Source organism: Weissella sp. ESL1156, assembly GCF_058505625.1.
Genome location: NZ_CP196372.1, coordinates 92,475 through 106,305, shown reverse-complemented (window position 1 = coordinate 106,305; position 13,831 = coordinate 92,475). Strand labels below are relative to the sequence as shown.

At 38.6% G+C, this 13,831-nt stretch carries 14 protein-coding genes and 1 riboswitch; of the genes, 3 read left to right on the top strand and 11 right to left on the bottom strand.

The window, feature by feature from the left end:
* Positions 1–8: 8 nt before the first annotated feature.
* Both ACSKY2_RS00605 and ACSKY2_RS00600 read right to left on the bottom strand, forming a co-directional pair.
* Positions 9–995 (bottom strand): aldo/keto reductase, encoded by a 987-nt coding sequence (locus tag ACSKY2_RS00605; RefSeq protein WP_489877714.1) that lies wholly within the window; start codon positions 993–995, stop codon positions 9–11.
* 39 nt (positions 996–1,034) lie between these two features.
* Complete coding sequence (locus ACSKY2_RS00600) at positions 1,035–2,006, bottom strand: ribose-phosphate diphosphokinase (RefSeq protein WP_489839849.1); 972 nt, start codon at positions 2,004–2,006, stop codon at positions 1,035–1,037.
* Positions 2,007–2,178: 172 nt separating this feature from the next.
* A riboswitch (TPP riboswitch) is annotated at positions 2,179–2,270 on the top strand.
* Positions 2,271–2,389: 119 nt separating this feature from the next.
* Here ACSKY2_RS00600 and ACSKY2_RS00595 point away from each other — a divergent pair.
* Genes ACSKY2_RS00595 through ACSKY2_RS00585 form a run of 3 tightly spaced genes read left to right on the top strand, consistent with a single transcriptional unit; the run spans position 2,390 to position 5,033 of the window.
* Positions 2,390–2,953 carry an ECF transporter S component gene (locus tag ACSKY2_RS00595; RefSeq protein ID WP_489877713.1) on the top strand — a complete coding sequence of 188 codons (564 nt, stop codon included), beginning with the start codon at positions 2,390–2,392 and terminating at the stop codon, positions 2,951–2,953.
* Between the two features lie 3 nt (positions 2,954–2,956).
* Positions 2,957–4,372, top strand: a complete 1,416-nt coding sequence (locus tag ACSKY2_RS00590; RefSeq protein WP_489877712.1) for an ATP-binding cassette domain-containing protein — start codon at positions 2,957–2,959, stop codon at positions 4,370–4,372.
* A complete protein-coding gene (locus ACSKY2_RS00585; protein WP_489839852.1) occupies positions 4,365–5,033 on the top strand; it encodes an energy-coupling factor transporter transmembrane component T family protein in 669 nt (222 codons plus the stop codon). The genes ACSKY2_RS00590 and ACSKY2_RS00585 overlap by 8 nt, the downstream gene beginning before the upstream one ends.
* Positions 5,034–5,181: 148 nt before the next feature.
* On the opposite strand, the gene ACSKY2_RS00580 is transcribed toward ACSKY2_RS00585, so the two are convergent.
* The 9 genes from ACSKY2_RS00580 to aroE all read right to left on the bottom strand — a co-directional run bounded on the left by ACSKY2_RS00580 (position 5,182) and on the right by aroE (position 13,694).
* Complete coding sequence (locus ACSKY2_RS00580; RefSeq protein WP_489877711.1) at positions 5,182–5,982, bottom strand: CPBP family intramembrane glutamic endopeptidase; 801 nt, start codon at positions 5,980–5,982, stop codon at positions 5,182–5,184.
* Positions 5,983–6,397: 415 nt separating this feature from the next.
* Complete coding sequence (locus tag ACSKY2_RS00575; protein WP_489877710.1) at positions 6,398–7,096, bottom strand: hypothetical protein; 699 nt, start codon at positions 7,094–7,096, stop codon at positions 6,398–6,400.
* 1 nt (position 7,097) lies between these two features.
* Positions 7,098–7,817, bottom strand: coding sequence for a type I 3-dehydroquinate dehydratase (aroD, locus tag ACSKY2_RS00570; protein WP_489877709.1), 720 nt, complete (start codon positions 7,815–7,817; stop codon positions 7,098–7,100).
* Positions 7,795–8,322: a shikimate kinase gene (locus tag ACSKY2_RS00565; RefSeq protein WP_489877708.1), complete on the bottom strand. Its 528-nt coding sequence runs from the start codon at positions 8,320–8,322 to the stop codon at positions 7,795–7,797. The genes aroD and ACSKY2_RS00565 overlap by 23 nt, the downstream gene beginning before the upstream one ends.
* 2 nt (positions 8,323–8,324) lie before the next feature.
* Positions 8,325–9,617 (bottom strand): 3-phosphoshikimate 1-carboxyvinyltransferase, encoded by a 1,293-nt coding sequence (aroA, locus tag ACSKY2_RS00560; protein ID WP_489877707.1) that lies wholly within the window; start codon positions 9,615–9,617, stop codon positions 8,325–8,327.
* A 23-nt stretch (positions 9,618–9,640) separates the two neighbouring features.
* The gene (aroC, locus tag ACSKY2_RS00555; protein WP_489839858.1) at positions 9,641–10,819 is read right to left on the bottom strand and encodes a chorismate synthase; all 1,179 of its coding nucleotides are present in this window, start codon (positions 10,817–10,819) and stop codon (positions 9,641–9,643) included.
* Between the two features lie 3 nt (positions 10,820–10,822).
* Positions 10,823–11,887 (bottom strand): 3-dehydroquinate synthase, encoded by a 1,065-nt coding sequence (gene aroB / locus ACSKY2_RS00550; protein ID WP_489877706.1) that lies wholly within the window; start codon positions 11,885–11,887, stop codon positions 10,823–10,825.
* Positions 11,884–12,879 carry a 3-deoxy-7-phosphoheptulonate synthase gene (aroF, locus tag ACSKY2_RS00545; protein WP_489877705.1) on the bottom strand — a complete coding sequence of 332 codons (996 nt, stop codon included), beginning with the start codon at positions 12,877–12,879 and terminating at the stop codon, positions 11,884–11,886. The genes aroB and aroF overlap by 4 nt, the downstream gene beginning before the upstream one ends.
* Positions 12,880–12,881: 2 nt before the next feature.
* Positions 12,882–13,694, bottom strand: a complete 813-nt coding sequence (gene aroE, locus ACSKY2_RS00540) for a shikimate dehydrogenase (RefSeq protein ID WP_489877704.1) — start codon at positions 13,692–13,694, stop codon at positions 12,882–12,884.
* Positions 13,695–13,831 lie beyond the last annotated feature (137 nt).

Genomic DNA, 13,831 nt, shown 5'->3' with positions numbered 1-13,831 from the left:
AGTTTTTATTACTTTAAAATGTCATCAATTTTTGCTAATTCTTCATCAGAAATAGCCATATTATCTGCTACTTTGACATTGTCAAGTAGATGTTCAACTGAAGATGCACCTATCACAATTGAAGGCACCCGCTTATCGCGTAACAACCAAGCCATTGCTAATTGTGCCAATGTTTGACCACGATCAGCAGCAATCTTGTTCAATGCGTTTAACTTAGCAACTGCTCCTTCTGGATCTTTCTGAATAAAAGCGTTTGTTCGGTGCAACGGCATGTCTGCTGGGATACCATCTAAATAACGGTCAGTCAACAATCCTTCGGCTAATGGACCGTATGCAATCAAACCAGCATGATGTTGGTCTAATGTTGCTAACATATTTGTCTCTTCAGCTTCACGGTTGAACATATTATATGACATTTGATTACCAATAAATGGCGTATGTAATTCATCAAAAATCTTACTGATCTCAGCGACTTGTTCTGTCGTATAATTTGATACACCAACATATAATGCTTTACCTTGGCGCACCATTAGGTCTAATGCTTCAGCTGTTTCACGTAAATTCGTATTTGGATCCCAACGATGAGCATAAAAAATGTCAACATAATCCAAATGCATTCGTTGTAATGACAGCTCCAAAGCGGCCATTAACGTTTTCTTACCTGAAAATTGGCCCAGTGGTCCTGGCCACATATGATAACCAGCCTTCGTTGTAATAATCAACTCATTACGATAAGGTCGTAAATCCTTTTGATAAACTGCCCCAAATGTTTCTTCAGCTGTACCATCTGCTGGACCATAATTAGAAGCATTATCAAATGAAAAAATACCATTATCAAAAGCTTTTAACATCACTTCTCTTGAATTTGCTAATGGTTTTTGGTCACCCAAATTACGCCATAAACCAAAAGATAATGCTGGTAAAATTAACCCTGAATCTGAAACACGTCGATATGGCATGATATCATACCGATTATCAGCTGCTGCATAGACCATCACAATACTCCTCTCAATCTCTTTGCTTTTATTTTAAATTCACAAACTAATTTCTGGCTTATTATTTGAACGTAATAAGACATCTAATTGTTTGTCATCGTGAATGCGTTGAATTGCTTCTGCAAATAATGGTGCAACAGATAACGTCGTAAACTTTGAACTTTGCTTTTCTTCAGGTATCTGTAAAGTATCCGTAAAAATGCAACGCTCAATATGGCTATCCGCTGCTAATTTTTCAGCTGCTTGTCCTGAAAGAACGGCATGTGTTGCTGCAACATAAACTTCAGTCGCACCATTTGCCAATAGCGCTTTTGCAGTCATTTGCACTCGATAACCTGTATCAACAATATCATCAACAATGATGGCACGACGTCCTTTCACATCACCAACAATAGCATCTTCTGATTCTGGCGTTGTCATTGCAACATTATCATTGACGATACCCCAAGGTGCACCAAGTAAATCTGCAAATTTTCGAGCACGACCTGCACCAGTATGATCTGGTGACACAACAACAATATCATCCAACAATTTACGACTATAGAAATAGTCTGTTAATAGTGGTGCTGCTTGCAAATGATCCACTGGAATATCAAAGAACCCCTGCAATTGATCGGCATGTAAGTCCATTGATACAACACGATCAACACCATTCATTTCTATTAATGAAGAAACCATCTTGGCGGTGATTGGTTCGCGAGCTTTTGCCTTGCGATCTTGACGAGCATAACCCATGTACGGAATAACTAATGTTATTTGCTCGGCTGATGCACGTCGCAATGCATCAACAATAATCATCATTTCCATAAAAGCGTCATTAACTTCTTCAGCAATTGGCGCAATCACATAAACATCATCCCCACGAATACTCTCTAAAATACGTTCGTATATTTCACCATCAGCAAAACGTTTAATATCCAATTGCGTTAAAGGTATATGCAACTCTTCAGCCACTGCTTTTGCCAAATCATGATTAGCAGTTAATCCTAACAGCTTTATTTGAGATTCCACGAATGAGTTCCTCCATTTCTAATCGCCACTCGTTATCACTTCTATTTTAACAAAAGTTATGTCATTACGGTATAGCTGATCTGTTCCTATTATGAAATCATTTTCATGATTTGCTAGTATGATGAGTAGAAATTTGCAAATCTGCCTGACTAACACTATACTTAAAGGAGAATCAAACAAGCTGGGGTGCCATAGAGCTGGCTGAGAAAATACCCATAGAACCTGAGCAAAGTAATTTTGCTAGGGAGCTTGGTTTGTTTACCATGACAGTAAACAAGCCCCAGTACCAGTGAGTGAGTCACACACATGGTATTGGGGCTTTTTTGTTACCAAAGCTTCGGCGATTCGATAACATTATATTTTTAAGGAGGTTTGCAATTATTATGCAAACAGTTAATGAATCAAAGGTTAAGTGGTCATTACGTGACGTCATTTTCTTAGCCATTATCGCTATTTTCTTTGGTGTTATTTTTGAAGTTTGGAGTGCAGCCTATTATGCCTTAGCTGCAACCCCATTAAAACCTTATGCAAATGACTTAACATTAGGTGTTTGGTTGATGGCTGGTCCATTAGCAGGTGCTATTTTGCAAAAAGTTGGTAGCTCAATATTAGGTGAATTATTAGCTGCTGCAGTAGAGATGCTATTATTCTCAAGTTGGGGAGCAGGTACGTTAATCTCGGGTTTTGTGCAAGGCTTCGGTACTGAAATTGGTTTCGCCGCTACTGGTTACAAAAATTGGGGAAAATTAGGCTTAAGTTTATCCGTTTTAACAACCACAATAGTCACCTTTATTTGGGACATGTTTAACAGTGGGTATGCAGACTATAAACCAAGTATGATGATTACTTTATTTGTCATTCGCCTCATTTCTGCTGGTTTCTTTGGTGGCGTCTTGGTCTATTACATCAAAAAATTAGTTGCCAAGTCTGGTATTATAAAACATTAAGCTATGACAAAATTAGAAGTTGATAACTTAAGTTTTGCTTACCAAACTGGTCAACCCAATGTTTTGAATAATATTAGTTGGATACCTGAAGAAGCATCCTTTAACTTATTGATTGGTCCTTCAGGATCAGGCAAATCAACCTTGTTAAAGTCAATGGCTGGTCTCTATCCAAAATTTGGAGGTGTGATAACTGGTGGCCAAGTATTACTGAACAATGAACCAATTCAACCAATTGTACCGTTTGAACGTGCAAAACGTATTGCAATGCTTTTTCAAAATCCAGACCGTCAATTTGCTATGCGAACCGCCCGCTTACAGTTAGTGTTCGCCCTAGAAAATTTGCAATTACCAAGTGAAGTCATTACGCAACGTGTTCATTTTGCAATCACTGCACTTCATTTAGAACAAATTGCTGATCAAAATCTACTGACTCTATCAGGTGGTGAAAAACAACGTGTTGCGCTTGCAATTATTTTAGCAATGGATAGCGACATTATCTTACTCGATGAACCATTTGCAAGCGTTGATCCAAATGCTCGCTTAGATTTACTAACTGATTTAAAGAAAATGCAGTTAGAACATCACAAAACGATTATTATTTCTGACCATGACTTATCAGGCTATCAATCACTAGTCGATCATTTATATGCCATTGATACTGAAACGGGATCGCTACATCAACAATCATTGAATCAGTTGGCTGATCTACCAGTTCAAAAGCCCTTTTATGGGATACCAAATTCAGATGGCCAACTAAGCTGGCAAGCACTAACATTAACTGTTGGCACAGAACGAATCTTACTTAAAAATAGTCAGTTCGTACTCCCCACTGGGCAAATTGGTTTACTATCGGGGGCCAACGGTATCGGTAAATCAACCCTTTTCAAAGCACTTAGTCATCAAATCAAATATCAAGGTCAAGTCGCTTGGAATCAAATAGATACGGCCAAAGTTCATTTGAAAAATTGGGCTAAGAAAGTTGCTTTAATTTTTCAGTCAGCTACTGACCAATTTGTGACAATGACTGTTGCCGAAGAAATCCAACTATCTCAACAGCATAGCTTAACTTCAGATTATTGGACAAATGATCGCATTGCACAAACATTAGTTGATTTACATTTAGATCATTTAACAGATCATGTCGTGTACCAACTATCTGGCGGCCAGCAGAAGAAACTCCAAGTGCTTAGTATGCTTATCATGGGCCAACCTGTCTTATTATTGGACGAACCCTTAGCCGGTTTGGACATTGAATCAGTACACACGGTCATGACTTGCATCAGTGGCTGTGTCCAACAGACGCAACAAAGTGTTTTGATGATTTCTCACCAACGTGCTGGCTTAGATGAATTTATTGATTATGAACTAATCTTCCAGAACCAAACACTACAACTTGTTGGGGAGGCACCAAATGTATAAATTAAATCCAACAATTTTATTAGTTATCATGTTGGGGATTGGTTTAGAAACCTCATTCGTCCGTTCAGTAACCTTGAACGCTTTCGTTGCTATGATTAGTCTCATATACTTATTATCCCAGCGACCTAATTTAAAAATTGTCCTAATGATGCTCATCATTTCAATTCCTGTTGCTTTTGGAACTTGGTGGTCATTTATTGCCTTTGGTACCGGAGACACACATCATTTAGCTATCGTTTATGCAACACGTTTGTATGCATACTTACTACTAGGTGCCGCGCTAACACTAACTGTGCACGTTAAAGACTTGCTATTTAGTTTGAATCAACATTTGAAGCTATCCAACACTTTCACCTATGGTTTGTTAGCCGCTTTTAATTTAGTACCACGTGTTCGTCGACAAGTACAAATTATTCGTTATGCTGGTGCTCTACGTGGTGTAACCTATCATCTATGGCAACCACAGCTTTATTTTAAAGCCATTTTAAGTGCTTTACATTGGTCAGATGATCTTGCCATTGCAATGACATCACATGGTTTTTCAGAAGGCTTCCCAAGAACGCAAACCGTCAAAGAACATTTGCCAAAATGGGAATGGGGGTTAGCCTTTCTATTAATTTTGGCTTATCTACTAGTTGCTATTTTTATTAAGCCTTGGTAATTTATAGACAACAAAAAATGACAGCTATCATTTTCTGATAGTTGTCATTTTTTGTTGTAATCATTTATTGTCATTGTCAATCTCAGAGTTACATATCATCACAGCTATAAGATTCTGGTTAAGCCTTTTATTAAGATACTTTTTAAAATTATCGTTCCAAACGATTTGATTGATTTAACAAAATAGTATTATCTTTGATTTTTTTAGGACGAAGACACCACAAAACATAGATTGCCGGAATCAATGCATAGAGTATTAACATAGAACTCCAAGAACCAGCTTGTGATAAATCAGCTGACGGTGTCCACAATGAAAAATTATTAAGAAAATGAATCAGTATACTGTACAAGATACTCCCTGTTCGCATATACAACACCATTGAAACCATACCCAAGAAGAATGTATAGACTACTTGCTGATTCGTTGCATCCAAGCTGGGTGCGTTGGGTAACATCAAATTGAAATAATGTGTTAATGAAAAACTCAATGATGTTATTAATGCAATTAACATTGGTTGCCATTTATTAGCAGGCAATGCCTCACTAAAACCACTCAGGCCAACCCCTCTGTCTCTAATTTCTTCAAATATAGCTGCTCCTAATGCACTAAGAATCGAAACAATCATGATATATATCGAATGATTGATTATATCAGGAAGAGTGGCCATCGCATCGACACCATATATAAACAGTGGCACAATAAAAATTGACCAATGACGTTTGATATAAACAAGTTTCGACTTAAAGCGAATTGTTTGATGAAATAATTTTTTTGATAACTTCAATAAAATGAATGTAATCGTGATAACAATCCCAAAGTAAATAAATTCATAGTAGGCTTTACCTTCTAATCCTTGAAACGAATACAATAAAATTAATGTAATCACTTTATAGAGTGCATAAGCTCCCCACATCGTGCCTAGTGTCATACCAAATTTTTTTAAATTCATACAAGATAACCTCAAATTATACGTATATTTTGCTTAATCATCGTCATTGATAGCCATGATTTAACGAAATCAGCATTTGTTTCTCAGTTTGACTACTTAATAGGTAATAAACTGGATGCCAACTTACCAGAAGAAAACTAATCAACGGACTACCTAATGGGTTTTCATTATTTAAATACCATTAATTTATAACATGCTTCAGTAGTGAAAGCAAGTGGGTGCTTTTACTTGGCATGCAAATAATCTCTTCTATTTTTAAGAAACCACTTAAAAAATTGGCTGAGACATCAGTCGTTATAACTAGCTAAAAAGGACGTCAATCTATTAATTTGAAATTGGTAGATTAACGCCATGCCCTTAAACGTGTTCTAAAAGACTGAAGCCTTTTGCCTCACTTACATTTATTGTGTATTTATTAGTTTTCAAAATCTGCTATCAACACTTGATTACCTGATTTTGCTTGATCAGCTCTTGCTTGACCAAAGGCAGCTTGTGACAAATGTAATTTTGTTGTTTCAATCCCAAAATAGTCTTGAATTAAATCCTGTACAAATAACAATAATGCCTGTGAATCAATTTCATTTCGGTGTAGCAAAACGGGCCCACGGTTCTCAAAAACACCTGCATTTCGTAAATTATCTACTTTTTGTTCTAGTGCTGGTAACCCTGCAACCAAATGGTAGACAACATGATTCTCGTGCACCCATTTTGTTAAATGGACAACATGTCTTAAATCAGTTAACCCAATCGGTAAAATCATATCAGCAGCAATCGCTGTTAACTGCATGGGTTCTTGCGTTTGTTTTTGCATAGCTGCCGTTAACGTTATCGTAGACAAAGTAAAATGACCATTATAATCAAACATTGCTTGACCCAATAGCATTTCAACTCGTGTTACATAACCAATACGATCAAAATTTTCATTTTTTTGCATTTCATTCGCCAAATGTTGTCGAAAGATATCTGGTGCTCGCCAATCTAAACGTAATTTCACGCGATCAGTCAAAATATCATCCCCAACCGCATGAAAAGTAATTAACGTGTACGCCATGGTCCCAGGAATTTTATCAAGAACTGCTTGTCTATCATCTGCAAAAAAACGACTATTATACATATTATTCTCCCCATTTATGTAACAATGCGGTCAATGTAATTTGACCAGGTGCTGATGATTTGGAACCACTAACAAACGTTAATTGTGAACCAAACTGATAGCCAATGATGCGTGAAGGTATGCCATATTGCCCCATGGCCATCGTAATCAGTGGTAACTCACTATGTGTCGCAATTACCTTAGTTGTTGCTAACAATGATTGAGTATCCAGAGACGTCTGCGCCATCACTGCATATTTCACAACATCAATTGGTAAACGTACCATGGCTGCTAACTGCTCTGCCAAATCAACTGGCGTCATCATAAAATGATGTTTTGATCCAATAACAGTGATTTGTCTGGGTATCATTTCTAGCAAAGCTTGCTGATCTGTCAATAATGCCACTTCAATATCAACCGCCGCAACACCTGCTTGGATTGCTGTTTGGTATACATCCGTATACTTAACTTGATTATACGGTATTTGACCACCTTCAGCTAATGTTCGCCAAGTAAAAATTAATGGTTTGCCCACAATTTGGCAAATTGTTCGAATGTTGTCTACCGTTAGAACCGATAAATCAAGTAAATAGTCAATACGCCATTCTACAACATCTATCGGTAAATGACTCATTTTTTGTGCCGCTATCACAACAGTAGACCAAGTTTCTGCAATAATTGACATGGCAATCAAAGGGCGTTCTTTAGTGGCAGAAATATTACCGATTTTTAATCGTTTCATTTTGAACCACTTTCAAATATGTCGAAATTTCAACCGCCACCTCTACAGCATTCTTATTATCCGTATTAATTGTTTTGGTTGCCAGCGTGGCATATCTTGTCAAACGCTGTTGCCAAAGATCTGCTAATGCTGACAATGATTTATTACGCACAATGGGGCGTGTCTTATCTTGAATTAATCGTTCGACAGTTTGACCAAACGAGCCTGATAAATAAATGATTGGTAAATCAAGACGACTTAACAAGGTCAAATTTTTTGTTAATTCAACGACCCCACCCCCAGTCGCAATCACACCACTTTTAGAAATTGTTGCTTTTAAAATTTGATGCTCTATTTTTCGAAAGGCTCTTTCACCGGCAGTTGCAAATATTTCGCCAGGTGTCTGACCAGTTTGAGCCGTAATCAATTGATCCGTATCAAAAAATGGTTGTGCCAATTGATTTGCCAATAATTGACCAACTGTTGTTTTACCTGCTCCCATGAAACCAATTAAAATAACTGTCATCTTTATTGCAATACCTCTTGTAAATCTTCAAAGAAATGAGGATATGAAATATTCACAACCTCAGCATTTGCCAATGAAACTTCGCCCTTTGTTAGCAACGCTGCAATGGTTAACATCATCCCGACACGATGATCACCACAAGAATCAACCACGGTTGCCTCATCAACCCGTAAAAGTGTTTGACCATGAACATAAAATCCATCTTCACGTGGTTCAATATGCGCACCCAATTTGTTTAATTGTGTCGTTACTGTTGCAATGCGATCACTCTCTTTTACATGTAATTCACTTGCTCCTGTGATAATTGTATCACCTTGAGCCTGTGTCGCTGCCAGCACAAGTAGTGGCATTTCATCAATCAATGATGGTACATCAACAGCGGTTATTTGCGTCCCATGTAAAGACTGTGACTGAACTTCAATATCGGCCATCGGTTCACCAACAGTTGTTTGGTTCGTGATATTAAATGATGCCCCCATCCTGTTCAACATGTTGATAATGCCGATACGCGTTGGATTCACGCCAACTTGTTTTAAAACGATATCACTATTAGGCACTAACAAACCAGCCACCAACCAAAAAGCTGCTGAGGAGATATCACCTGGTACGCGAATCGTTGCCGCTGTTAGTTGTGTTTGAGGTGCCACAATAATTCGGTTACCGTCATGTATTAAATGCACCCCAAAAGCCGCTAACATACGTTCAGTATGATCACGCGTGATGATTGGTTCAATAATGGTTGTTTGTGTATCCGCCTGTAAAGCTGCTAAAATAATCGCACTTTTTACTTGGGCTGAAGCAACAGGTAACTCATAAGTTATCCCATTTAAATAATGCGTTGCTAATTTTGTTACTGGTAAATGATCATTTTGACTAACATAACTAACACCCATTGCACGTAATGGATTGAGTACCCGCGCAAAAGGACGTTTTGATAAACTATCATCACCACGAAACGTAATGGCAAATGGTTGTTTCGCTAATAGTCCCATCAATAATCGTGCTGTTGTCCCTGAATTTCCCATATTTAACTTTTGCTGTGGCTCAGTTAAATCATTGAGTGACTTGCCATGAATAATGAGATCCGCACCTGCCACATCAAAGGTAATACCTAAACTCCTCATTGCCGTTATTGTTCTTTTAACATCTGCTGAGTGTAATAAATGCTGTACACGTGTATCACCGTTAGCGATGCTGCCTAACATAACAGCACGGTGTGAAATACTTTTGTCCCCAGGCATCGTTAAAGTCCCCTGCAGTTGCTTTCCCGCTGTTTGTAACTTAAGATTGCCCATTATTTAACCTACATCTTTTCTAATCAAAACCGTCTTACCTCTTCACGATATGCAGCTACTTGCTCTTGTAATCGTGACAAATTATCTGTATCAAATTTATCTAATACTGCCTTGGCTAACTCGATAGCCACCATAGCTTCTGCAATCACAGCCGCAGCTGTCACAGCCGTTGTATCAGAGCGTTCTGTTGAAGCACGATGATTTTCATGTGTATCGATATCAACACTTTGCATTGGTTGATATAATGTTGGAATTGGTTTGACAACACCACGAACAACAATCATTTCGCCTGTTGTCATCCCACCTTCAAAGCCGCCAAGATGGTTTGCACCACGATAGAAGCCACGAGTTGCTGACCAATAAATTTCATCCATCATTTCACTACCAAATTTGGTAACATTCGCAAAACCGCCACCAAATTCAACACCCTTAAAAGCATTAATACCAACGATTGCACGGGCAATTTTCGCATCTAATTTTTCATCAGCTGTGACATAAGAACCTAAGCCCGCTGGTACGCCGGTTACCATCACTTGAACGATACCGCCTACCGTATCACGCTGTTGTTTTGCTTGATCAATCACTGCACGCATCGCTTCATCAGCATCAGCTGTTAAAGTTCGTGTTGGAAAACTTTCTGTCACCGCTCGTAAATCAGCTAACGTTTGAAAATCAGTCAAGTGATTGAGATCTGCACTTGCTGGTCCAATATTGGTCACAAAACCATGAACATCAATATCTAACGCTGCCAATAATTTTTTAGCAACTGCGCCAACTGCAACCCGCATCACTGTTTCACGTGCTGATGACCGTTCCAAAACGTTCCGTAAATCAGCTTGATGACGATATTTGATGCCACCCACTAAATCAGCATGCCCTGGTCGTGGACGCATCACTTTGCGCAAACTATTTTCAACTGTCGCAGGCGCATTAGGATCCATAATCTTTGCCCAATGATTGTGATCGTCATTATGAACATTTAAGGCAATTGGTGAACCAAGGGTCACTTGATGACGAATACCAGCCATAATCGTGACTGTGTCTGTTTCGATCACCTGACGCTGACCACGACCATAACCATGTTGGCGTCGAGCAAGTTGTTCATTAATATCAGCAGCTGTTATTTGTAATCCTGCTGGAATACCTTCAATAATTGCAACCTCTTCCGGTCCATGACTTTCTCCTGCTGTCATATAACGCATACCTTAGCCTACTCCTTTAATAAATTCTGTCATCTCAGCAATGCTTTTTTTCACAATTGTTGGCTGACCCGGTGCAACGACAGCAACTAATTGTAAAACACCTGCCAAATTCTTTTTATCATGTATTAATTGTTCCAACATCTCAGGACGTTTAATTAGTTCTGATGTCGTTGGCAAGCCAACAACTTCTAATCGTTTTTGTAGCGCTTGATAAAAAGTTGGTTCACTGATACCACTAGCAACAAACCGTTTCGTAATCGCAATCATCCCAATCGCAACTGCTTCGCCATGTCTCAACTGACCAGCAGCTAATAATTCAATTGCGTGGCCAATCGTATGCCCAAAATTTAAGTATTTACGAATACCTGCTTCATGTTCATCTTGCATCACAATTTTTGATTTATATTGCACCGATTGTTCAATAAGGGGGTGTGCTAACCTCAAAATATCATCCACTTGTTTTACTTGATCAGTCAATTGCCAAAAAGTCCCACCAGCTAGCGCACTGGTTTTGACCACTTCTGCGTAACCTTCTACCAAATCACGTTCAGCTAAAGTTTCTAAATACGTTGTGTCGATCAACACCATATCCGGTTGATAGAATGTTCCCATAACATTCTTTGTTTTACCTAAATTAATAGCCGTTTTGCCACCAACACTGGCATCAACTTGTGCCGTTAAAGAGGTTGGTATTTGGATAAATGCAATGCCTCGCATATAAGTGGCAGCTGTTAAACCAGCTAAATCACCAATCATGCCGCCACCTAACGCAATGATACCGTCAGCTCGTGTAAAATTTTTTTCAATTAGTAAGCTAATCGCTCTTTCCAAATAATTTAAGGATTTAGTTGTTTCACCTACAGGTAGCACGAGTGATGTCACTTGATAGCCAGCAGTTGTTAATTGTGCAACTGTTTCCGTTAAATATAAATCACCAATTTGTTGATCAGTCATCACCAAAATTTTCCGCGGTGACCATACTTTATTTACCGCATGACCAATCATTTGTCGTAAATTTTCCGCGATTTGAATATCATATGTTTTACCAGGAATTGATACTGTTATCATGATGATGACCTCACCAAATGATGAATAGCCGTTGCCTTATCAAATAAAGTGACCATTTGTGCTGGTGTTAATGCCTGTTTACCATCAACCAACGCTTTTGCTGGCTGATCATGAATTTCAATCATTAAACCTTGCGCACCAGCAGCCACCGCTGCTAAGCCAATTGGTAATACATATTCAGAAACACCCGCAGCATGTGATGAATCGGCCAAAACTGGCAAATGCGTAAATTTTTGCAAAACAGGAATAACGCTAACATCCATCGTATTTCGTAAATATTTTTGATCGAAACTGCGAATACCTCGCTCCATTAGAATAATTTGACGATTACCCGCAGCAGCAATATACTCCGCCGCACTTAGAAATTCATCAACGGTTGCACTCATACCACGTTTTAACAGCACTGGTTTATCTTGTTGTCCCAATGCTTTTAATAAAGCAAAATTTTGCATATTACGCGTCCCAACTTGAAAGATGTCTGTATATTGACCAACAAGATCAATGTCATTGGGACTCATAATTTCAGTCATCATGTCCATCCCTAATGCATCCGCAGCATCACGATGCCATTGCAATCCTTGTTCACCTAATCCTTGAAAACTATAAGGGCTTGTTCTGGGTTTAAATGAACCACCACGTAAAATCGTTGCACCGGCTGCTTTGGCGGCTTGTCCCATTTTTAATACATGTTCAGCCGACTCAATAGCATCTGGACCAGCAATGAGATTAAATTGTGCCCCACCAATTCGTGAGTGTGCCGTTTCAATCACCGTATCGGCCGGATGAAATAAACGACTCACCTGTAGTGCTGCTGGATGATTCTCAATAACCTTTGTTACTTGTTGACGTTCAATGAATGGCACTTCATCAAGTGTTGCTAAATTAGCAAACCCAACACGATTCTCAAAAGCATAGACATGTGGTATATGTTTTGTTTTTGCTTGTAATAGTACCGCCTTTGCTGCAGATACATCTTTCATGATAACAATCATTCTCAATCTCTTCCTTCTCCTAAAATTGCTGCCAACATCGCTTGTTGATCTGGATAGATCCCTGTCCATTTCTCAAAACTGCGTGCACCTTGACCTACTAGCATCGCTAACCCATCATTAGCCTGACGATATACCTGTTTTGCTGCTGCAACAAACGGCGTATCAATTGGTTTATATATAATATCAACGACCTGCGCTTGTTTTGGTGTCAACGCAAATTGTTCTGGTGACAATAATGACTCATTATTTTGCATACCCACATTTGTTGCATTAATAATTAAATCAGCCTGCGGCAAAAACGAATTAACGAAACGAATATCATGTAATGGTTCTTCAACAAAGCTTGCTAAATGCCGCTTTTTTTCTGCAAATGTATTCGACTGGCGATTAAATACATGTAAAGTACTTGTTTTAGGCGCACTAGCCATAATAGCCTGAGCAGCACCCCCTGTACCCAAAATAACGACCTGTTTTGGATTATTTTTTATCGTTGACCAAAATCCTTCACCGTCAGTGACATCACCAATAAGCGTGTTATTTTTCACTGTAATTGTATTTACTACGCCAAGTCGTTTTGATAACTCTGATAGCTCATCCATATAAGGCATGATGGCTTGTTTAAATGGCATAGTAACATTGAGACCTTTGATGCCTTGTTCTATTAACTCGTCAAATCGACTCGCTAATTGTTCAGGTGCAATTGTAAATAATTGGTAATCCGCATCTATCCCGGCTAATCGAAATGCTTCATTTTGCATGATTGGCGATTTAGAATGTTGTACTGGATAACCAATCAATCCATAATGATCTGTCATTAATTTTCCCCGGTATTCTTTTATTTTTAACAACGGTACTCATCCATAACAATGACAATTAACTGACACGCATCTTTTCTAATGATAGAAGGCCAACAATCTACCCGTTCTTAATGGTGGATCGTTGACCTTAAGCC